Origin of the sequence: Nocardia vinacea, from assembly GCF_035920345.1 — a bacterium.
In the GTDB taxonomy this organism is placed as follows: domain Bacteria; phylum Actinomycetota; class Actinomycetes; order Mycobacteriales; family Mycobacteriaceae; genus Nocardia; species Nocardia vinacea_A.
The window spans coordinates 284,305-305,696 of sequence record NZ_CP109149.1; the positions used below are offsets into that span (position 1 = coordinate 284,305).

Annotated in this window: 19 protein-coding genes and 1 pseudogene; 9 read left to right on the forward strand and 11 right to left on the reverse strand. The window is 64.1% G+C overall.

The features are described from left to right. Positions 1-130 precede the first annotated feature (130 nt). Positions 131-499, reverse strand: a complete 369-nt coding sequence (locus OIE68_RS01260) for a DUF1330 domain-containing protein (protein WP_327097534.1) — start codon at positions 497-499, stop codon at positions 131-133. A 743-nt stretch (positions 500-1,242) separates the two neighbouring features. Here OIE68_RS01260 and OIE68_RS01265 point away from each other — a divergent pair. Further along, complete coding sequence (locus OIE68_RS01265) at positions 1,243-2,067, forward strand: TlpA family protein disulfide reductase (RefSeq protein WP_327097535.1); 825 nt, start codon at positions 1,243-1,245, stop codon at positions 2,065-2,067. A 74-nt stretch (positions 2,068-2,141) separates the two neighbouring features. Continuing rightward, positions 2,142-3,125, forward strand: coding sequence for a zinc-dependent alcohol dehydrogenase family protein (locus OIE68_RS01270; RefSeq protein ID WP_327097536.1), 984 nt, complete (start codon positions 2,142-2,144; stop codon positions 3,123-3,125). A gap of 69 nt (positions 3,126-3,194) precedes the next feature. Here OIE68_RS01270 and OIE68_RS01275 read toward each other — a convergent pair whose 3' ends face one another. Further along, a complete protein-coding gene (locus OIE68_RS01275) occupies positions 3,195-4,007 on the reverse strand; it encodes an oxidoreductase (protein ID WP_327097537.1) in 813 nt (270 codons plus the stop codon). Positions 4,008-4,090: 83 nt separating this feature from the next. On the opposite strand from OIE68_RS01275, the gene OIE68_RS01280 reads away from it, so the two are divergent. Continuing rightward, positions 4,091-4,777, forward strand: coding sequence for a TetR/AcrR family transcriptional regulator (locus tag OIE68_RS01280; RefSeq protein ID WP_327097538.1), 687 nt, complete (start codon positions 4,091-4,093; stop codon positions 4,775-4,777). Positions 4,778-4,831: 54 nt separating this feature from the next. Here OIE68_RS01280 and OIE68_RS01285 read toward each other — a convergent pair whose 3' ends face one another. Next, positions 4,832-5,239 (reverse strand): SCP2 sterol-binding domain-containing protein, encoded by a 408-nt coding sequence (locus OIE68_RS01285; protein ID WP_327097539.1) that lies wholly within the window; start codon positions 5,237-5,239, stop codon positions 4,832-4,834. Positions 5,240-5,681: 442 nt separating this feature from the next. Then, a complete protein-coding gene (locus OIE68_RS01290; RefSeq protein WP_327097540.1) occupies positions 5,682-6,794 on the reverse strand; it encodes a glycosyltransferase in 1,113 nt (370 codons plus the stop codon). Between the two features lie 1,533 nt (positions 6,795-8,327). On the opposite strand from OIE68_RS01290, the gene OIE68_RS01295 reads away from it, so the two are divergent. Next, positions 8,328-8,597: an S-4TM family putative pore-forming effector gene (locus OIE68_RS01295; protein ID WP_327097541.1), complete on the forward strand. Its 270-nt coding sequence runs from the start codon at positions 8,328-8,330 to the stop codon at positions 8,595-8,597. A 1-nt stretch (position 8,598) separates the two neighbouring features. Next, positions 8,599-8,661: pseudogene (locus OIE68_RS46915) on the forward strand (hypothetical protein); the annotation flags it as partial. 558 nt (positions 8,662-9,219) lie between these two features. On the opposite strand, the gene OIE68_RS01300 reads toward OIE68_RS46915, so the two are convergent. The 7 genes from OIE68_RS01300 to OIE68_RS01330 form a co-directional block, all read right to left on the reverse strand. Next, complete coding sequence (locus OIE68_RS01300) at positions 9,220-9,510, reverse strand: hypothetical protein (RefSeq protein ID WP_327097542.1); 291 nt, start codon at positions 9,508-9,510, stop codon at positions 9,220-9,222. Between the two features lie 417 nt (positions 9,511-9,927). Further along, complete coding sequence (gene aspA / locus OIE68_RS01305) at positions 9,928-11,469, reverse strand: aspartate ammonia-lyase (protein ID WP_327097543.1); 1,542 nt, start codon at positions 11,467-11,469, stop codon at positions 9,928-9,930. Between the two features lie 57 nt (positions 11,470-11,526). Continuing rightward, the gene (locus OIE68_RS01310) at positions 11,527-12,510 is read right to left on the reverse strand and encodes a D-2-hydroxyacid dehydrogenase (RefSeq protein ID WP_327097544.1); all 984 of its coding nucleotides are present in this window, start codon (positions 12,508-12,510) and stop codon (positions 11,527-11,529) included. Continuing rightward, positions 12,507-13,604, reverse strand: coding sequence for a tartrate dehydrogenase (locus OIE68_RS01315; protein WP_327097545.1), 1,098 nt, complete (start codon positions 13,602-13,604; stop codon positions 12,507-12,509). Before OIE68_RS01315 ends, OIE68_RS01310 begins: the two co-directional genes overlap by 4 nt. Further along, positions 13,601-15,139 (reverse strand): aldehyde dehydrogenase family protein, encoded by a 1,539-nt coding sequence (locus OIE68_RS01320; protein ID WP_327097546.1) that lies wholly within the window; start codon positions 15,137-15,139, stop codon positions 13,601-13,603. Before OIE68_RS01320 ends, OIE68_RS01315 begins: the two co-directional genes overlap by 4 nt. A gap of 17 nt (positions 15,140-15,156) precedes the next feature. After that, the gene (locus tag OIE68_RS01325; protein WP_327097547.1) at positions 15,157-16,434 is read right to left on the reverse strand and encodes an FAD-binding oxidoreductase; all 1,278 of its coding nucleotides are present in this window, start codon (positions 16,432-16,434) and stop codon (positions 15,157-15,159) included. Between the two features lie 26 nt (positions 16,435-16,460). Further along, positions 16,461-17,231: a haloacid dehalogenase type II gene (locus OIE68_RS01330; RefSeq protein WP_327097548.1), complete on the reverse strand. Its 771-nt coding sequence runs from the start codon at positions 17,229-17,231 to the stop codon at positions 16,461-16,463. 292 nt (positions 17,232-17,523) lie between these two features. Between OIE68_RS01330 and OIE68_RS01335 the strand changes: the two genes are divergently transcribed. Genes OIE68_RS01335 through OIE68_RS01350 form a run of 4 tightly spaced genes read left to right on the forward strand, consistent with a single transcriptional unit; the run spans position 17,524 to position 21,328 of the window. Further along, positions 17,524-18,441 (forward strand): ABC transporter substrate-binding protein, encoded by a 918-nt coding sequence (locus OIE68_RS01335; protein ID WP_327097549.1) that lies wholly within the window; start codon positions 17,524-17,526, stop codon positions 18,439-18,441. A gap of 9 nt (positions 18,442-18,450) precedes the next feature. Next, positions 18,451-19,365 carry an amino acid ABC transporter permease gene (locus OIE68_RS01340; RefSeq protein ID WP_327097551.1) on the forward strand — a complete coding sequence of 305 codons (915 nt, stop codon included), beginning with the start codon at positions 18,451-18,453 and terminating at the stop codon, positions 19,363-19,365. After that, on the forward strand, positions 19,362-20,129 hold the full coding sequence (locus OIE68_RS01345) for an amino acid ABC transporter ATP-binding protein (protein ID WP_327097552.1): 768 nt from the start codon (positions 19,362-19,364) through the stop codon (positions 20,127-20,129). Before OIE68_RS01340 ends, OIE68_RS01345 begins: the two co-directional genes overlap by 4 nt. A gap of 5 nt (positions 20,130-20,134) precedes the next feature. Next, complete coding sequence (locus OIE68_RS01350; RefSeq protein WP_327097553.1) at positions 20,135-21,328, forward strand: FAD-dependent oxidoreductase; 1,194 nt, start codon at positions 20,135-20,137, stop codon at positions 21,326-21,328. Positions 21,329-21,392: the final 64 nt, after the last annotated feature.

Consider the following 21,392-nt stretch of genomic DNA (forward strand, 5'->3'; position numbering starts at 1 on the left):
CTCATACGACGCGAACCACGCCGCCCCGGGATCAACGGCCGCCAATGCAAAACGCTCGCCGAGGAACCCTAGCCGAGCGCTTACGCGATCTACCGATGACTACCTAACCTGCACGCGCCACTGAGGAGACTCAAGGCTTGAGCACCCTCAGTACATCGTCGAGCGAAAGGTTGGGGTCGCTCATATCGGGACCATCGAACGTCTGCCAGATATAGGAAGCCGTCGAGTTTTCCCGCAGCGGATGATAGTCGGCCAAGTCTGGATCGTCTCGGAAGCTGTTGAACGCCTCTTCGGACTCCCATTCAACGAGAAACAGAACCTGCCGTGGCGCGAGGTCACCAGCTACGTTGTCTCGGAAGCGGCCGAGCGCCACCATTCGACCACCATATGGCGGAGCCGCTTCGGGCAAACGGCTGAAATACGCAAGGTACTTCTCCTCGTCGGCCACGTCGAATAGATTCAGCGCGTAAAATTTTCCCCCGCGCGAGTTCTCGCTCATTTTCTTTACCTCTCTCGTTGGATGCCACTGAGGCCGAACATGATCGGAGCCTCCGGGTGGCTGGTTAATCGATCATCAGGACAATCATTGAGAACGAGCATCTGCCGGGGCGCGATGTCGCCGGTCACGTCGGCCCGGAAACGGCCGAGTGCGATCGGCCGCCATGTTTCGGAATGTCCACTGCCGCACGGCGAAAGTAGCTCACGTATTTCTCGCTATCGTCTAGTTCGAAAAGGTTTAGTGCGTAAGCCTTTTCGACGTGCGACGTGTAGGAGCTCATTGTGGACTCGTTCCCGACCGTGATGATCGCGATGTTGCCGTCGGTCTCGAGCGTGACCTCGCCGGGCTTGCGGTCTGACTCATGAAGGCTCCTTGTCCAGCAACGTCCTTGTCCGGCAACGTGGGACGCGCGACTAGACTAAATCGTCTAGTCGTTATGGTCAACAGCCGTACACGTCCCCGGACCATCGGGCCGATGCGCCCGCGATCAAGCGGGCACGGAGCCCGGCGGTGTCACACCCGTACCTCGGTACGACGCAATCGTCCTATGAGCCGCCGTCACGCATTCGTAGGTTTGTCTTTGTCCGCAACTGATCGCCTCGAACGTCTCGCCGCAGGTGGCGGACAATCGGTCAACGTGATGCCCTCGACGAGGCGTGGGAGCGGTGCCGCGCGACGGCGAGAGCGGCCCCAACTGCCCGGGACTTCGTGCATCTTCGGGCGCCCCATGTGAGGAGTGCACCATGAGCACAGCGAGCACCACCCGCGGCGCGCGCTACCGCTTCGACCGGCCGACCTTCTCGGTCATCATGCGCGATCTACGTATCCCGAGGGACGACCTGGGAGTGGGAGACCCGATCCCTCGGATCGACCTGCCCACGATCGAGGGTGGCCGCTTCAGTACCGACAGCATGGTCGCGGATGGTCGTCCCGTCCTGCTCGTCTTCGGTTCACTGACCTGCCCGGTCACCGAGAGCGCCGGGCCGGGGTTGCTCGACCTGCACCGCAGGTACGGTGACGCGATCCGGTTCGTCGTGGTGAACGTTCGCGAGGCACACCCCGGTGCGGATATTCCGCAGCCGAGCGCGATCGAGGAGAAGATGCGTAATACGCGCGCTCTCGGGCGCCATCACGGCTTCGCCTTCGAGGTCGCCGTCGACGATATCGACGGTACGGTGCACCGCGCGTTCGGTACGCGTCCCAGCTCGGCGTACATCATCGACCCTTCGGGCACCATCGTGTTCCGGGCACATTGGTCGAACAGACGGGAGCCGCTCGAGGACGCACTGCGTGCCGTTGTCGCGGGCCGGGCACCCTCGCGGCCCAACGTGGGGCAGACGATACGAGCCCTGATCCGGATGGCGGTGTACGCGGATGTCGCGCTGGACGCCGCCGGTCGCGGAGCCCTGCGTGACTTCTGGCGCGCCGCACCACCGGCCGCGGCGATGATCACGCTGTCCAGGCTTTTCCGCTTCCTACCGAACGACCGTCGCATCGCGCCGACCGTCGCGGCCACCCTCGCGCTGTGCGCTGCCGCGGCCGCCGGAATATGGCTGGTCCTGCCGTAAGGGCGATCCCAGACCCATACCCAGCTGCTCGAAGACCCACCATTCGGGCATTCCATCATTGACCGGAGGTCACAATGAAGACGTTGCAACTGCGCGCGTTCGGGAAGCCGACCACGGCTCCGGAGCTCATCGAGTCGGAAGCTCCCGAACCCGGACCCGGACAGCTGCTCGTGGCCTTGGAGGCCGCCCCCATCAACCCGTCGGACCTGCTCCTGATCAGGGGGCACTACGGGCATCGCCCGGCCCTGCCCGCCACTCTGGGCAGCGAGGGCGTCGGCCGGATCGTCGCCGTCGGCGCTGGCGGAGATCCCGCCCGCATCGGCGAACGCGTCATGATCGTTCCCACCCTGAAGCACGCCACGTGGCAGGACCAGATCGCGATCGACGAGGACGACGCCATCGTGGTCGATCCGGCGGCCGACGTCCTCCAGCTGGCGATGCTCGGAGTCAACCCGATGACGGCCGACCTCCTGCTCCGTAGCTTCGTCGATCTCGCGCCGGGCGCGTGGGTCGCACAGACCGGCGGCAATTCGGCGGTGGGCCGCGCCGTCATCACCCTGGCCGGGCTGGCCGGCTACCGCACCCTCAACGTGGTGCGCCGGCCCGAGGTCGCGGCGGAGCTGCTGGAATTGGGCGCCGACGCGGTAGTCGTCAGTGGGCCGGATCTCGGTGAGCAAGTGCAGAAGGCGCTCGGCGACGAGCGGATCTCGCTGCTGCTCGACGCGACCGCCGGGGACGTGGTCGCGGAACTCGCTCCCCGGCTCGTCCACGGGGGCACCCTCGTCAGCTATGGCGGAATGAGCGGCGCCCCGGTCGTCGTCCGGCCCGGCGACCTCATCTTCCGCGATCTCCACGTCCGGGGCTTCTGGCAGAAGGGCTGGCTGGACACAGCTCCCCGTGAGGAGGTCATCGCCATCTATACCCGCCTCGCCGCGCTCGTCACCGAAGGTGTCCTACGGGTCCCCATCGCGGCTACCTATCCGCTGGAGAAGTACCAGGATGCCCTGGTCCACGCGACCCAGCCCGACCGCGTCGGGAAAGTGCTCTTCACCTGGTGATGATGATGCCGCTCCGGTTGCGGGGCGAGGAGGTGGCGCCGGATGGCTCCACCTCCTCTGTGGATGGCGTCAGGCGGGCAGTCGGTTCAGCTTGCGGAGCTGCTTGTCGAAAATCCCAGCGGGGGCCAGCCGGCGCATGGTGCTCACCCGGCTGCTTCGACCCACGGTGTAGCGCAGTTTCGGTTTGGTGTCGGTAGCTGCCGCCACGATCGCCTTGGCGACGAGGGCGGGGTCGTCACCGGTCTTGAACGACTCGGCCATGTATTCATCGAACACCCGCCGCGGCTGGGCGTAGGCGGGTACGGGTCGGTCGGGGAGCATGCTGTTGGCCTCGAATGCGGTACTGGTCCAAGCGGGTTCGACGAGCAGGACCCGCACGCCGCATTCGCGGACCTCATGGTCGAGCGATTCGGAATAACCCTCGACGGCGTGCTTGGAGGCGGCGTATACGGCCATGTACGGCTGCGGAATGAGCCCGAGGATGGAGGACAGGTTGATGATGCGCCCGCTGCCCTGCGCCCGCATATGCGGCAAAGCCGCATTCGTCATCCGGATGACGCCGAAGACGTTGATATCGAAGACATTCTGCGCTTGCGCGATCGAGGTTTCCTCGGCCGCACCCGCCGAACCGATACCGGCGTTGTTGACCAGCACATCGAGCCGCCCAGACTGCGCGATCACCGCCGCGACAGCGGCAGCCGCCGAGGCGTCGTCGGTGACGTCGAGGTCGAGGAACGTCACCCCTTCGATCGGGGCGAGATGCGCGGTGACGCGGCCGGTTCCGATCACTCGGAAACCCTTCTGCGCCAGCGCGATGGCAGCGGACTCACCGATGCCGGAGGAAGCACCCGTTACCAGGGCTACGGGCTGTGTTGTTGTCATCATGGGCTCCTGAAGTCGAGGGATCGGCGAATAGTCGGTCGGTGCAGCGATCCGGTTGCTCGGATCGCCTACCGTCGAGCCAATTGGGAATACAACGCGGCGGGGTCAGCGGCGAGACCCGCTTTGACCTGTCGTGTCAGGTCGTCCGCGAGGACTTCGAGCGCATCAGTCTCGATCCGTCCAAGGCTTGTACCGCGACGCTGGTGTGTAGCGCTCCTCCACCAGCGTTGCCGATTCCGCGGCTGCCGCCGGTGACGAGTACTACCGAATCTCTGATCCTGGTCATGGACAACTTCCCTTCGGAAACCGATCTGTTTCCAAAGGGAAGAGTTGTAGGTAAAGTTGTGACTATGACCGAGCCGACACCGCCCGTGGCAGCGACCGCGTCGACGCGCGACCGGCTGCTCGACGCCGCCGCGCAACTGTTCTACGAACACGGCGTCCACGTTGGCGTCGATACGCTTTGCCGCGCAGCCGGGGTGTCCAAGCGATCCATGTACAAACTGTTCGCGAACAAGGACGAGCTGGTGGCCGCCAGTTTGGAACGCGCCGCGCCGGACCATGAGCTGGCCCTGCTGCCAGCGGCTGATGACTGCCGGTCACCGCGGGCTCTGGCGGCGTCGGGTTCCCGGCGCCGGAGAGCTGTGCCGCCCCCGTGTGAGGAGTTGGCCATGAGCACCGCGAGCACCACCCGCGGCGTAGGCGCGCGCTACCGCAGAACAGTGGCAATCATTTCGATCTATCGATTACCGCCGTCCGCGCAGCCCTGACTCGTCGAGACCCAGTCGTCTTTCACGATGTTGCGTTCCATCGTTCGGGCGGCATCATTTAACGAGCAGGTCCGTCCGTCCATCGTTCTTCAGCAGCTCGATGTAAGTCGGGAACAGCTTCGTTTGCGCCGCAACGGCTCTGGCCATAATTGCCATTTTCCCTTCCATGCCAATGTGGCCCTTCATCACAGCCATGGTCAGATTGAGGTCGCCCTGCCAGAAGCGGTTCGCAAATTCGCCGGTCATCCGTAAGATGGCATCTGCCTCGTCGTCCGCTGCGCCGGGAACGGCGCTCAGGTTCGGTATGTCGATGATCATGCAGCCGTCGGGTTCGGTGGTGAGCACCTTGAAGACACCCGGGGTGTTCGAGAGCTTCTCGAAGAGGATCGGGTCGCTCTTAGCCTGTTCGAATGCCATGCCGATGTACTTGTACAGGTCCTCGGCGGTCGGTGTTGCGGGCATTTGTTGGTTGTTCCTCTCGTGACGGCCGTGGCACGACCGGGGCGGCAACAAAGTTGCCCCTCCTTTGAAGCGGGCACTGTGACGAACCAGGTTCGTGGCCTGTATCGCAACTTAGGTTACGAACGGAACGCGGTGCTAAATAGGACCAGGACGACCGGTGCCGGTACTCTCACGCCCTTCTAGCCAGTTGGTTTGGCGACAACTTTCCCGCAAAAGATCTCCAGGGTAATCGCACTCCATCTCTACAAACTGGCGTGTGAATAACCCTCCGTGATTGACTGTGGCAGCCGGCATTCGAAACTCAGGCCCCGTCCGCGGCACCATCGACTGGTGGGATCCGCAGCTGCTGGACCATCTGACGCGACACCGCGACAATCCTCAGATCCGCGCCTTCGTCTTGTCGTTGTCGATCTGAATCGCCTCGAGGTCCCCCGGTCGTCGGTCAGGAGTGTCGGAGGGGCGGCCGGTTGTTGCCCAATGCGAGGACCTGGGCTGCGACCTCGTTGATGGCAGGCATGGTGGCCACCTCGGCCGCGACGGCGCGGGCAGCGTCGGCGAGGCGCGCGTCGGTGATCAAGGTGTGCAGGTGCGCCGCGGTGATCGTTCTTCCCCGCTCCGCGATACCCGCTCCGCGGCGCTGCACCGATACCGCGTTCCACCTGCGGTCGCCGGGGGCGGGGGTCGCCAGCTGAGGGATTCCGGCGCGCAGAGCCGCATACACCGAGCCGGCGCCGCCGTGGTTGACCATCGCGGTGCAGGTCGGGAGTACGGCGTGCAGCGCGATCCACCCGACTGTTCGGACGTTGCCGGGAAGGTTGGTGGCGCGCATGACTGTTCGGTTCGGGCGGACGATAACGATATCGGCGTCGACGTCGGGCGCGGCCCGTAGCACCGATCGGAGCATCGCGTCGGGGCCGTCGCCGAGCATGGTGCTTCGGGTTACGACGATGCGTGGTCGGCGGGGGGAGTCGAGGAGGAATCGTGGCGTGGATGCGCCCGGTGTCGAATACGGGATGTATTGCAGGGGCCAACCCGGGACAGAGACGATGCTGGGCGGCGCGATCGATAGGGTGGCCGTGCTCGCGGGAATGTCGGCACCGCCGAGCAGCCGCAACAGTTCCCGTCGAATTACGGTGCCGTCGTCCAGCGCGATATTGTGCAGCACTGTGGGGACGCCGAGGTGGGCCGCGGCGATGGCCGCGGCAGACGCGAAGGGTTCGTGCACCACGATGTCGGGTGTGAACCGGGCCGCCACTCGAATGAGCTTGTCGATCATGGGTTTGTTGGTGACGGCGAACACGTGGGCGCCGCCGCGGGCGTCGGCCATTCCCGCCGCGGATCGCAGTGCGAGGACGGGGTGCAAGCCCAATCCCTGTGCGACGGCACGGATGTGGCCGATGCGCGGTGCGACGTCGACAACCGGGACATCGGCGGAAACCGCCGTCGCGGCATCGCCGCCGGTTGCTACCAGCACCCGGTGCCCCTCCGCACGCAGATGCATAGCAAGAGGCATCATCGGGAACAGATGCCCGATCAGCGGTGTCGCTACGAACATCACCCGCATCGCAGTGCCGCCACTCCGGGGCCGACCGTGCCGGCGTTTGCCGGCGACGCCGCAGCTGCGACAACGCGTTGAAGTCCTTGTAGAAACTCCATCCTGTCGGCGGCCGCGTGATCGATCACCGCGTGCATCGCCACCACGGCGACCTCCACATGATCATGGTGGTTGCCTATTCCCAGCAGCGCGAGAACCGGCACCGCCGGTGCGCCGCAGCAGTTCCGACATGAGGCGCTGCAGGGCGACGCGTTCGACCCGAGCCGCCGACAACACCGCGTCGTCGAAATGCCGGAAATTACCACCAGTGCGCACGTGAGCAACATTTCTCTCCGGGCGTCAGCCGTGCCGCAAACACCTCGTTCAACGTCAACACGTTATCAGGTGTGACCACAACAATATTCACACCCACTGCCTCAGTGGTCCGCCGCAACTCGATGCTGCAGAACGTGTATCTGACGACCGGAAACGGCTCCCATCAGATCAAGCGCTGGAAAGACATCCGTGATGTGACGGTCCATGATTCGCTGGCGCGACACGCTGGTTTCTTAGGATTCTCTCAGCTGAACCCGAATTGAAACCCCCACAAGCCCCTACCGGCGGTTTTGCGTCGATTTTGCCCGACACGTCACCCGCTCTACGTACATAACCGCAGGTAGATCGGGTGACGTGACGTACTGTCTGTGTCCGGAGGGGGACACATGCGCACCTGCGGAAATAGGTCGACTACATGCATTCGGTGGGATCCGAGAGGTCGGCTGACGCGGAGGGCTCAAGAGCCTCGTCGGGAACGCGAATCGGCCTGCCGAGTGGCACTACGCGATGGAGCATCGGTGGTCGTGGAGGCCAACACCTCTGGCTGATGGACGAGTTCGTCGGCTGCGGGAAGCGGCGCGTACTGGTCAACACGGAGAAGATTTCGCAGAACGGGATCCGATACCTGCTGCCGCTGATCACCGGTCGCACGAAATGCAGTCGAACAGACGGCATCGCGCTAGGGCGTACTCGCCACACCGCGCGTGCAGACGCAAGTACAGGCTCGGCAGCTGGATCCCTACATCCTCGCTTGGCGATAACGATTCAAATGGGATCAGGATCACGACGCACGCCGACCATCTGCCATTCTTGCTGTCGCATTGCGAGCGAGTCGGAATCGCAACGGGCGAACCGCAACTGACTCACGGCGAGACGTATGGAGCCCGATCTGGCTGCGATGAGCGGAAGCTGTTCGGGGTGTTCAGAGGTCCGGTGATCGCGTCTACGGATCGATTGCCTTCTCTAGTATGGATGTGAACTGGCGACGGGGGGTTCGTGGCATGGGTGAAGCGGTGGGGGAGCAGTCGATTCCGCGTGGTGTACCGGCTCGTCCGATTCGCGTACGGCAGTTGAACGATGATGCCGTACGGCTACAGCGGGCAGCGGTCGGGAGCCAGCGCCGTGGCCAGTCGATCGAAATGATCCGTATCGGTGTGGCGGCGCTGTTGGCCGTTGGTGGGGTAGTTGTGACGGCGTGGGGCCACGGCACGGTGGGGGATGCTGATCCTGGGCGCGTCGTGCTTCCTGGTATCTGTATCCCTGCTCGAGGCCGCCGCGCGCGGCGCGTCACGGGAGCGTGCGCTCCTGCAGGAAATGTTCGACACCTTGGTCTTTCATCTCCCCTGGCGCTCGACGGTGGCGGGCGAACCGGTCGCACAACACGACGTCGCGCGGTTGGCCCGCGGTGTCGTGCCCGGCAGCCGTGCGGATCAGTGGGATCACGGAGGGTTGGTACGACTCGGTGGAAGGCGTTCACCACCCTTATGACGTGCTGATCGCGCAGGAACAGAATCTCGGCTGGGATGCCCGGTTGCGTATGCGCTACGCCGTACTGATCCTCGCGGTCGTGATCGGCTGGACGATGTTGGGTCTCGTGCTCGGACTCGTGACACCTGACACGACGGTCGTGGCGTGGGCGAGGCGGCATCGGGTTCTGTCGGTTGGTTCGGTTTCGGTTTGTTGTCTGGTTCAAATGTGTTGTGGCCGACGTGGAATCGTTGGTCGAGGGCTGCTCTGGATGGTGCCGGTCGCGGACCAAGTGGCAGTACCTCCTGTAGGCGCGTGCGAACCGGCACAAAGTACACACGACACAGGAGACGACCACACCCCACGGGAGACACTGCCTTTCACCGCCCCTGACCAACGCCCCTGGGAGATCAGCGTACGGCGAAGCGTGCCAGCGCCCGTTGACGGCCGCGCCGGCGCGGCGGAGTTCGGCACTGACCCCTGCAGATCTCGATCCCCCTCAGTGCCTCATTCGGCTACTGGAGAAGGGAAGCAAAGAGCGCTGGCGACCGGTGACCCCGTCGCTCAATGGACGCACTGGTGCAGCAATATCCGAGACAACACGGCTCGACCTGCCCAACACTTCTCCGACTATCGATCGGGATCACGGCGGACAGCCCGGCAGCGGCTCACCGTCAGAAGTCGAGGGAAAGTCGGAGTCCGAACCCGTAACCGCCCCCGCAGCCGGCGGGAAGGCCTGCCGCAGTTGGTCCACTTCAGCTCTGTCGCAGGGCATCTCGCTGAGAATGTGCCAGAGTTTTTCGAGGAACCGCCATGGACGCATGCCGAATTTGATGAAGGTCTCGTCCTCGGGGACACCACCGAACGGTGCCCAGATGCGGGCGAAAGCGAGGATGTCCTCTACATCTCTTGCCTGTTTGCTGAGCTGTTTCACACGACGGCGTTCGATGTCCTGTCGTCGTTCGACACCGTCGACGGTAGCGGCGGATATCGGACTCCACCGGATCGAATCCGCTCGGTACCGTGTGGCCCGGTTGACCCGGGGTTCCTCCCCGGTATGCCCCCTTGTTGGATATAGCCATTGATTTCTCTGTCCGGGAGTGCGGGTTTGCGTTCGAGGCCTGACCGGCGAGGTTGATCGGCTCACTAGCAGGCCGCAGGGTTGTTGTGACCAGTGTGTCCGCGGACGACCCGCGCTGGGAGTCGTGCGAGTTGCACTGGCAGCGCAATCGTTCATGGAATGCGGGTGGAAGGGTCGGCGGTCGGGGGTAGGCACCCGCCCGCCTGGACTGTGTGCGTTCAGGATCGGTGCCGGTCCTGAACGGGTTCGGGGGCATGATTGTGAGTCTGTTCAGTGCCGTCCATCGGTATTCGGCGGCGAAGTCACAACGTGGGGGCGCGCTTGTTGCTCGGCTGGCAGAGAGTCAGGGCCTGGCACCGCAGTAGGCGGCGGATGCGTGGCGTGGGCTTGTGGATTGGCCAGGCGCTCGGGGCGCAGGATCTCGTCGAGTTCAGCGGCGGTGAGCAGTCCGCTCTCGAGCACCAGGGAGGTGACGCTCCGGCCTTCGGCCAGGGCATGGCGGGCGATGGATGTTGCTGCGTCGTACCCGATCAGGGGGTTGAGGACGGTGACAACTCCGATGCTCGCTTCGACCTGGGAGCGCAGGAATTCCTTGTTCGCGGTGATCCCGTCGATGCAGTGGTCGGCCAGGCTGGTGCATGCCGCGGTAAGAGAGGCCAGGCTGGCGAACAATGAGCGCGCAATGATCGGTTCGAAGGCGTTCAGCTGCAGTTGCCCGGCCTCGGCCGCCATGGTGACGGTGAGGTCGTAGCCGATGACTTCGAACGCCACCTGGTTGACCACTTCCGGGATGACCGGGTTGACCTTTCCGGGCATGATGCTCGATCCCGCCTGTCGTGGCGGGAGGTTGATCTCGGCGAAGCCCGCCCGGGGTCCGGAGGACAGCAGCCGCAGGTCGTTGCAGATCTTCGACAGCTTCACCGCGACTCGTTTGAGCATCCCCGAGAACAGCACGAAGACTCCGCAGTCCTGGGTGGCTTCCACCAGGTTGCCGGCCGTCACCAGCGGCAGCCCGGTGATTCGTTGCAGGTGGATGCACGCTTGGGCGGCGTAGTCGGGATGGGTGTTGAGGCCGGTGCCGATGGCGGTCGCGCCCAGATTGATCTCGTGCAGGTGCACCAGGGCTTCGCGGATCCGGCGTTCGTCTTCATCGACCATCACCGCGTAGGTGCTGAATTCCTGGCCGAGGGTCATGGGCACGGCATCCTGCAGCTGGGTTCTGCCGACCTTCACCACGTCGTCGAACTCGATTGCCTTGCGCGCCAGGGCCAGGCGAAGATGACCCATCGCGGCCAACAACTGTTGGGTGCCCTGGATGGTCGCGATCCGAATCGCGGTGGGATAGACGTCGTTGGTGGATTGGCCCATGTTCACGTCGCCGTTGGGGTGAATCCGGGAGTACTCGCCCTTGTCGAACCCGAGGAGCTCTAGCGCGCGGTTGGCGATAACCTCGTTGGCGTTCATGTTCGTCGAGGTGCCGGCGCCACCCTGGATGACATCGACGACGAACTGGTCCAGCAGGCGGCCCTGTTCGATGTCCTGGCAGGCCTTTCCGATGGCGTCCTTCTTCACCATGTCTATCAGGCCCAGATCGAAGTTGGTCAGTACTGCTGCGTGCTTGATCTGTGCGAGTGCCTTGACGAGCAGTGGATACGAGCAGATCTGCGTACCGGTGATCGCGAAGTTCTCTACCGCGCGCAGCGTCTGGATTCCCCAGTAGGCGGCGGCCGGGACTTCGCGGGTACCCATGAAGTCTGTCTCGATCCTGCCTTTATCGGCTTCCAGCAGGAACGGTGCGGTCATGTCTGCCATGGCTCTCGGTTCTCGCGATAGTGGTCTCGAGTGAGTGGGATCAGCAAAGTGCAAAATTCAGGAAGCGGTGACGAATCCGAGCGTCTTGTCCACGATATTTTCCAGTGGTTCGCCGCGGCAGAACCGCCGCAAATTGTCGACGAAGAGTCGGCCGAGATCATCCAGGTAGTCCTCGGTGTCTCCGCTCATGTGCGGGGTGATGATGACGTTGTCCATGCCCCACAGACCGTGTTCGTCGGGCAACGGCTCGGGATCCACGACGTCGAGGGCGGCACCGGCAATCGAGCCCGATGCCAAGGCTTCCGTCAGGGCGCAGGTATCGACGAGTTCCCCACGCCCGACGTTGATCAGGCGGGCGGTCGGTGACATCGCAGCCAGCACGTTTGCGCTGACCAAACCCCTGGTCTCGGCGGTCAGCGGCGCTGCTGAGACGAGGTAGTCGTAGTCACCGACAATCCGGGTCAGGTCTTTCGAGGAGTGGATTCGATGGAAATCGTCGTCACCGGCCCGGCTGGAGCGGCCTGCGCCATTGACTTCCATACCCACGGCACGAAAGAGACGGGCGATTTCGCGTCCGATGGAGCCGGTACCGACCACCAGCGCGGACTGACCCCGGATCTTGCGGGTGACCCGGTGTTGCCAGCGGTGTTGCTGCTGCAGCCGGAACGAGGTCTGCGCATCCTTGGCCATGTCCAGGACGAATCCGAGCGCGAACTCGGCGATGGCCCGGCTCAGAACGCCTCGGGAGTTGGTGTAGACGATGTCGCTGCGGATCAGTTCGTCGAACAGGAGTTGACTCACCCCCGCCGCCGAGACATGGACCCACTGCACGGACTTCGCGGCAACCCAGTTCTCGTGGAGCGCCGGTGAGAACGAGTGCCACTGGTACAGCACGTCCGCGCCGTCGAGAGCCTCGGCGAGACCGTCTGCTGTGGTCAGCCGAACGTTGGCGATCTCCTCGATCTCCGCCAACCGGGGCGGCAAAGCCTCCCGGTAGAGGACGGCGACGACCGGCCGGATGCCCTCCGTAGCCGTGGTCATGGAACCGGTGATGGCGTGGGGTCCGCCTGGCTCGCGGCGAGGGTATCGATGGCGGACAGGACCGCGGACGTGAACTCGGCCGTCGACGACGTTCCACCGATATCGCGGGTGCCGAAGCCCTCGCGCAGGGCTGACTCGAACGCGGCCTGCAGATGGTCGGCGGCCTCGGTGTGGCCGAGGTGCTCGAGCATCATCGCTCCCGACCAGATCTGTCCCACGGGGTTGGCCAGGCCCTTGCCGGCGATGTCTGGTGCCGACCCGTGCACCGGCTCGAACAGGGACGGGAAGTCGCCCTCGGGATTCAGGTTGGCGCTGGGCGCCAACCCGATCGAGCCGGTGACGGAACTTCCGAGATCCGAAAGGATGTCACCGAACAGGTTCGATGCGACGATGACGTCGAAGGTCCATGGCCTGAGCACAAGATGTGCCGCCAGAGCGTCCACGAGCTCGCTGGTCAGGTTCACCTCGGGGTAGAAGAGCCGGGCCGTTTCCTCAACGACTTCGTCCCAGAACGGCATGGTGTGCACGATGCCGTTGCTCTTGGTGGCGGACGTCAGGTGCCCCCGGCGGGAGGCCGCCAGACCGGCGGCGTAGCGGGTGATCCGGGTAACCCCGAGTCGGGTGAAGATGGTTTCCTGCACGGCGCTTTCATGCGGCAGCCCTCGGTACATTCGGCCGCCGACCTCCGAATATTCTCCTTCGTTGTTTTCTCGCACGATGAGCAGATCGACGGGGTGCTTGGCCGCCAGCGGTGAGGTGACACCGTCCAGGGTTTTTACCGGCCGAAGGTTGATGTACTGCTGGAATTCCCGGCGGATGGGGATCAACAAGCCCCACAGCGACTCGGCGTCCGACACCTCGGGTGAACCCACCGCTCCCAGGAAGATCGCGTGGTGCGCGGAGAGCTGATCGAGGCCGTCGACGGGCATCATCCGGCCGTGCTGGAGGTAGTAATCCGATCCCCAGTCGAAGTACGTGAACTCCAGGTCGAGCGAGTGCACCTCCGCGATCCGGTCGAGACAGGCGATGGCAGCCGGGACCACCTCTTTCCCGATGCCGTCTCCGGCGATGACCGCGATCTTGTGTGTGCTCATGGTGTGGTCCGCTCCGGCAGGCCGCCCAACAGTTGCCAGGATGCCCCCGATTCTCCGAGGTTGACAATGGTGTTCTTGGGTTCGGTCATCGCGTGGACGGCGTACCGCACCCCTTCGCGGCCGATGCCGGACTTCTTGAAGCCGCCGAAGGGCATCGAATCGATGCGAACATCGCTGGTCTCGTTGATGACCACGGCGCCGACGTGCAGGTTCTCGGCCATGGCCAGGGCCAGATCCATCGACTGGGTGAAGATGCCCGCTTGCAGTCCGTACTCGGAGTCGTTGGCGGCGTGGACGGCGTCGGAAACCTCGACGAACGGCAGGATGGTCACGACCGGACCGAACACCTCGTCGCGGAGCACCCGGCACGCCGCTGGCACACCGGTCAGGACTGTCGGTTCATAGAAGGCGCCCCGCCGTTGCCCTCCCACGTGGAGCGACGCCCCCGCAGCGACGGCCTCGTCCACCCACTCCTCGACACGCCGGGCCTCGGCCTCGGAAATGAGCGGACCGACATCGGTGCCGCGGTCGAACTTCGGACCGGTCCGCAGCGCCCGCGTGCCCCGGGTCACCTCCGCGACGACCCGCTCGAACAGCGAGGTGTGCACGTACACCCGTTGCACCGACAGGCAGTTCTGCCCGGCGACTCCGAAAGCCCCGGCGACGATCGCGTCAGCGGCGGAGACCGCATCGGCATCGGCGCAGACGATCGTGGCATTGTTGCCGCCGAGTTCGGAGAGGATCTTCTTGGCCCCGGCGGTAGCGGCGATCCGTTCGGCTGTCCGGGGTCCGCCGGTGAAGGAGATCAGGTCGATCTGCTCGTCGGTCACGAGCGCTTCGGCCACACCGGGACCGCTGACGATGGCCGCAATCCGGCCCGATGGGACTCCCGCCTCGAGCAGCAATTGAACCAGCGCCAGCCCGCTCAGCGGGGTCCGCTCGGAGGGCTTGAGGACCACACCGTTGCCGGCGATCAAGGCCGGACCCAGCTTGTGCGCGACCAGGTTCAGGGGATCGTTGAACGGTGTGATCGCCGCGACGATGCCCACCGGTTTGCGGCTATACCAGCCGATCTTGTTCCCGGTCGCGGTGCTGTCGTCGAAGTCCAGGGTCGATCCGGACAGTTCATTCGACGCGGCTGCCGAGAGTCGCAGGGTCTCGATGCAGCGGAGGACCTCACGTTCCGCCTCGGTGATGGTCTTGCTGCTTTCGGCGGCAATGATGGCGGCGAACCGCGCGGACTGCTCGCCGAGCAGCCGGGTTGCCTTCTCGAGCGCCTGCCGGCGCGAACGCAGCGGCCACGGCTCGGCCCGCAGGTGACGGTGGATGTGGGCGATCGCGCGCCGCACGTCCTGCGCTGTCGAGGAGCACACCCGGCCGACCAGAGTCCCATCCTCGGGATCGCGCACGTCCAGCGTCAGGTCGGCGGACTGCCATTGGCCTTCGACGAACGCACCTCCGGGCAGAACCGGGGTCTCCGACCGACGGGCATCTGGCTCCGGGCGCGCGTCAACGACAATTGTGGATGCGAGCATGAGTGTGCCTACCCTGCCTATTTGATGCGGTCGATGATCTTCGCAGCGCCGCCGATGATCGGCAGGAACCACGGGGGCCCGAAATGCCCGGGAACCGGGGGATTCTTCAGGTCTTCCCAGACGTTCGCGGTCTTGTCGCCGCCCATGTAGGCGACCATCTTCTTGCCCATATGGGCAGCCATCTGGACACCGTGGCCGCTGTAGCAGAGCGAATAGAACACACCGTCGTGAACGCCGGCGTGGACCATCTGGTCCATGGACAGATCGACCAGTCCTCCCCAGGTGTAGTCCACCTTGGCGTTGGACAGGTACGGGAACAGCTCGATCATCGCCTTGCGAAGAATTCTGCCGCTCTTGACGTCCGAATCCGGGCTGGAGAGCGCGAAGCGGGCCCGACCGCCGAACAGCAGCCGGTTGTCCGGGGTGATGCGGAAGTAGTAGGTCAGCATCTTGCTGTCCGAGGACTGTCGCCGGTTCGGCAGAATTCGATCGACCACCTCCTCCGGCAGCGGCTCGGTGACGATGATGAAACTCCCGACCGGAATCACGCGCCGCTGCAGCCACGACGTCACGGCGCCTGTGTAGCCACTGGTGGCGACCAGCACCTGCTTCGCTCGCACGACGCCGCGGGTGGTGTGCACATCGTGCACGGTTCCCGAGACCTTGTGCAGTTCGGTAACCGCGGCGTTTTCACAGACGACTGCGCCCGCGGCAACGGCCGCCCCGGCCAGGCCGTGCACGAATTTCCCGACGTGCAGCCCGGCACCGAGCGGATCGAGCATCGCTCCGTGATAGAAATCGGAGCCGATTTCGCTGTGAATTTCGGACTTCGGGATGGTGACGACGTCGTAGTCGGCCAGGGCGGCCAGCTGCTCCTGTGATTTCAGCATTCCCTCGTAGTGGGAGGGGTGAAAGGCCAGCGAGAGTTTCCCGGACCGCTGGAAGTCGCAGTCGATGCCATAGTTGTGCACCAATTTCTCGATGGTGTCGATGGCATCGTTGTACTCTCGGAACATTTCCACGGCCCGGGTGCCCCCGTACCGCTTCACAGCGGTGTCGAAGCTGATCGCCAATCCCGTGGTCGCCATCCCTCCGTTGCGGCCGGATGCGCCCCAACCGACCGTATGCCGTTCGAGGACAGCAACACTCGCTCCTTGGTTGGCGAACTCGACCGCCGCGGAGAGCCCGGTGAATCCGGCGCCGATGATGGCGACGTCGACCGCGGCGGGCACCGGTGTGCGGCGGTAGTCGCCGGAGGGGTCGGAAGTGTCCAGCCAGTAGGGGATGAGTTTCACGATTGACCTTTCGCCTTACCCGTGGCTCAGAGCCCGAGGAGTTTGTTGAGCTCGTCGAGCGAATCGACGGTGGTGTAGTCGTAGCCCGTGGTGATGGGGTCGTAGCCACGGTCCAGCAGCACCAGGTTCCGGAAGCCCATGTCGTGCATTGGCATCAAGTCGTAGCGGGTGTGCGAGGAGACGTGCAGGAAGTCCTCCGGCTTGGCGTTCAGGGTGTCGAGCATGTACTCGAACGCCTGGTAGCGCGGCTTGTAGGCCTGGGCCTGCTCGGCGGTGTATACGGCGTGGAAGTCGGCACCAAGCTTCGGAACGCTGATGTCCAGGAAGCTGGTGTCGGCGTTGGACAGAATCACCAGCTTGTAGTTGTCGCCCATGGTCTTCAGCGGAGCCGGCACGTCCTCGTGGGCAACCCAGCCGCGTACGGCCTCAGCGAACTGTGCGCCGGCGCCTTCGGTCGGCCCAATGCCCCACCGCTTACACACCCGGTCAAAGGAATCCTGAAGGATCTGCTCGTAAGGCTTGTAGTCGCCGCAGACCTCGTCGTACCGGTATCCGCGGAATACCTTCTTGAACGCGGGCCACTGCTCTTCAGGAAGACGGCCCGCGAGCAGCCGGCGGGTGGTGGGATCGATGTCGAAGTTGATCAGCGTGCCGTAGCAGTCGAAGGAGACGTACTTCGGCCGGAAAGTCGTGTCTGCCATGGTCTTCCGTTTCATTGAAGAGGGGCGGCGAGAGTTCGGGAACCACTGCCGTTCCCGGGAGGATGCGGAGTTGCGGGCGGTGGTGGCCACCCTCACGCAGGACTTCCGTTGCCTGCTGAAACGACCCTAAGCCGCTGAATTGTCAATTGTCAACAGTTTGCTATCCGCGTACTGTGATTCAGTACACCACCCGGTCTGAAGGTGAACTACATCGCTGTTAACTGTCGACAATTCAGGGTCGAAGTGGTTGGATAAGCGCTATCCGGGAGTGCAGACGCCCCGCACACATGCCCGCCACCTGCGGCGACGAATACCGACCGGCCGGGAATCTGAGAACCCGCGACCCGTTCAGCGAACCCTCCTTCGCTGAAATCATTGAAGGAAACCCATGAAGACACGAACAAAAGCCCAGGCCTTCGCGGCAGGTTTCGCTCTCCTGCTCGCACTGACCGCGTGCGGCACCGCCGACAGGGATGGGGCCACCGGCTCGACATCGAATACGGCCGACATCTCCGAGGGCGTGCAGCCGGACCCCGCCGCGGTCGCCCTACTGCCCGCTTCCTACAAGGACAAGGGCGAACTGGAGGTGGCGATGGACCTCCACTACCCGCCGACCACCTTCCTCGCCGATGACAACACCACGCCGATCGGCCTCAACCCGGACGTGGCCCGCCTTGTAGCCAAGAAGCTCGGACTTGGGCTGAAGTTCGTCAACACCAGTTTCGACACCATCATTCCCGGCATCGATGGAGGGCGATACGACTTCACCGCCACCTCCATGGCGCCCACGCCCGAACGGCTCAAGGTTCTGGACATGATCGACTACTTCAATAGCGGAGTCTCCGTGGCCGTGGCCCCCGGAAACCCGCTCGGCCTGAGCAACGACAATCTGTGCGGCAAGAACATTGCCGTGACGAAGGGCTCGAACGCGCAGCTCAAGCACCTGCCCAACGTCTCCGAATGGACGTGTGTGTCTCAGGGCAAGCCAGCGATCAACGGCATCACCCTGCCCAACGTCCAGGAAGCGCTGACCCAGCTGGCCTCTAAGCGGGTCGACGGCGTCTTCTACGACACCGTCGCCCTGGTATGGGCACAAAAGCAGCAGCCCAAAGCGCTCAACGTCCTCACCCCGCAGGTCGACACGCGCTCGGAGCACAATGTCACCATCGCCCTCAAAAAGGGATCACCGCTGACTCCCGCGCTGCAAGCGGCTGTTCAGTCCGTCCTGAACAGTCCCGAATACCAGAAGTCGCTCTCCAACTGGGGTATCAGCTCTGGGGCCGTTTCCGACGCCAAGCTCAACTAGGGAGCAACCATGGTGCAATTGACCACCCACGGAAGTAACCCGACGATGAACGGAATGGATTCCGCCCTCAAGCCGAGGCTCCGGCGGCGAAGTGTGTTCGAGTACGCGGCTTGGACGGTGTGCATCCTGCTCGGTGTGGGCCTGATCGTGTCCGTCACGACTAATCCCAACTTTCAGTGGGACGTGGTCGCCAAATACTTCACCTATGAATCAATCCTGCGCGGGCTGGTCCTGACCATCGTTTTGACGGTGGTCAGCATGGTTCTCGGCACACTCCTGGGCCTGATCCTGGCGATCATGCGGTCCTCGAGCATCACACCGATTGCCGCAACAGCAGGGGTGTACATCACCTTCTTTCGTGGCACACCGGTGCTGGTTCAGCTGATCTTCTGGTTCAACATCGCCGCGTTGTACCCGAACCTGTCCATCGGCGGCATGGCCATCGACGTCAACGCCCTGATCACCCCGATCATGGCCGCGGTCATCGGCCTGACGCTCAATGAAGCGGCGTACATGGCCGAGATCATTCGCGGCGGGTTCTCCTCGGTGGGTAAAGGACAGATCGAGGCCGCCGACTCACTGGGGATGAGCGGCGCGATGAAGATGCGCAAGGTCATCATTCCCCAGGCGATGCCCTCGATCATTCCGGCAACCGGAAACCAGGTCATCGGCATGTTCAAGGAGACATCCCTGGTCAGCGTGTTGGGCGTCGCGGAGCTGCTCCAGAGCGCCCAGCTGATCTACGCGCGCACCTACGAGACCATCCCGCTCCTGATCGTTGCGAGCCTGTGGTACCTCGCGATGACGCTCCTGCTGAGCTACCCGCAATCCCAGCTCGAAAAGAAATACTCCCGTTCAAGCTCCCGCCTTCCCCGGAAAGCGAAAAAGGTTGTGCTGACAGACCCGGAAGGTATTGCCCGATGACTTGCGACGGTACGATCCACGGCCGAGGAATCCGTAAATCCTTCGGCACCAAGACAGTTCTGCAGAACATCGATCTCGACATCGCCAGCGGTGAGATCTGCTGCATCATCGGCCCCAGCGGGTCCGGAAAATCGACCCTGCTGCGGTGCGTCAACGGCCTCGAGACGGTTGATCTCGGCGTGTTGAAGGTCAACGGTGAGCACTTCGGCTACTACGAGACGGACACCGCTTTCCACGCCCTGAGCCGCAAACGCCTGGCCGAACAGCGCACCAAGGTCGGCATCGTTTTCCAGCAGTTCAACCTGTTCCCCAACATGACCGCGCAGGACAACATCATGGCAGGCCCCGTGCTGGTCAAGGGCGGCGACAAGAAGCAGGCATCCCAGCAGGCGCAGAAACTGTTGGCGAGCGTCGGACTGAGCGGGTTCGGCGGTCACTATCCCGCCCAGCTGTCCGGAGGTCAGCAGCAGCGCGTGGCCATCGCGCGGGCGTTGGCCATGGATCCGCAGATCATGCTGTTCGACGAGCCGACCAGCGCCCTCGACCCCGAAAAAGTCGGTGAAGTCCTCGCCGTCATGAAGGACCTGGCCCAGAAGGGTATGACCATGGTCGTGGTCACCCACGAGATGGGTTTCGCCCGGGAGGTGGCGGACACCTTGCTGTTCATGGACGAGGGCTGCATCGTCGAACGTGGTGATGCCCGCGAGGTCCTTGCCCATCCGAAGGAACGCCGCACGCAGGCCTTCCTGGAAAAGGTGCTGTGAATACGATGGACGGACAGCTTGCCGTCATCGGTCTGGGCAGCATCGGCAGCATGGCTTTGTGGCAGGCTTCCCGCTTGTCCAACTCGGTGGTCGGTTTCGAGGCACAATCTCCGGGCCATGCCCGCAGCGCCGTCGGTGGGGACACCCGCCTGTTCCGCATGCTGTATCGAGGTACGCCAAGCTACTACCCCATCCTCGAACGCTCCCGGCACCTGTGGAGCGAACTCGAGGTCGAAACGAGTCAGCACATCCTCACGCGCTGCGGCGGATTGTCGATCGGAACGGTGGACGGCCCCTATCTTCCGCACCTGCTCGACACCACCCGGCTCAACGGGGCGGACCACGAGATACTCAGCCGCGGGGCGATGGCCGAGCGGTACCCGCAACACCACCTCCGCCCCGACGACCAAGCCGTGTTCGACCCCCATGCCGGTGCCCTGCGGACCGACCGCGCCGTCACTGCGGCGGTGGCCGCGGCGCAGGCGAACGGGGCAACAGTCCTCACCGACACCCCGATCGACGACATCCGGGAAACCGGCGACGGCGTGGTCGTCACCTCCGGCACCAATTCCTGGACGTTCGAGAACGTCATCGTCTCCTCGGGCGGCTGGTCCCGGCGCCTGATGCCCGACTATCTGAAGGCGGTCACCGAAACACGGCGGATCTTCCTGTCGTGGTTCGTGGCCCGCGACGCGTCCGAGTTCTCGCCGGACCGATTCCCCATCTTCATCCGCATCTCCGGAGATCGCTCCATGTACGGGGCGCCCAGCGTCGATGGGGTGACCGTCAAGGCAACCCTGGACGGTCGCGGGGTCTTTACACCACAGGCCGATGCCGTGCCCCGAGACCTCACGGCAGATGAAATCGCGGAGACCACCGAGACGGTCACCGAGTTCCTACCCGGCCTTTTCCCCAGCATCGTCCGCTCCGACGCCTTCCCGGACCTCTATACCGCGGACCAGCACTCCCTTCTCGGCCCCCTGCGGGAGAACAGCAGAATTTACTGCGCCACCGGATTCTCCGGCGCCGGCTTCAAGATGGCATCCGGCTTCGGTGAGATCGCCGCCTCCGAGGCGCTGGGCGCCAAGTCCTTCCCGGAGCTCGATTTCGTGCGGCCCCAACGGTTCCGGCCACACCGCCAGCTGGACGGCCACGGCACGACCACCGAGCCGCCCGGTAACCGTCAGAACGTTCGCTAAGGCTTTACGTAAGTCACGCGCCGCGTGGCGAGGCCGGTGCCGCCTCGCGACGCGTCCCCCGCCA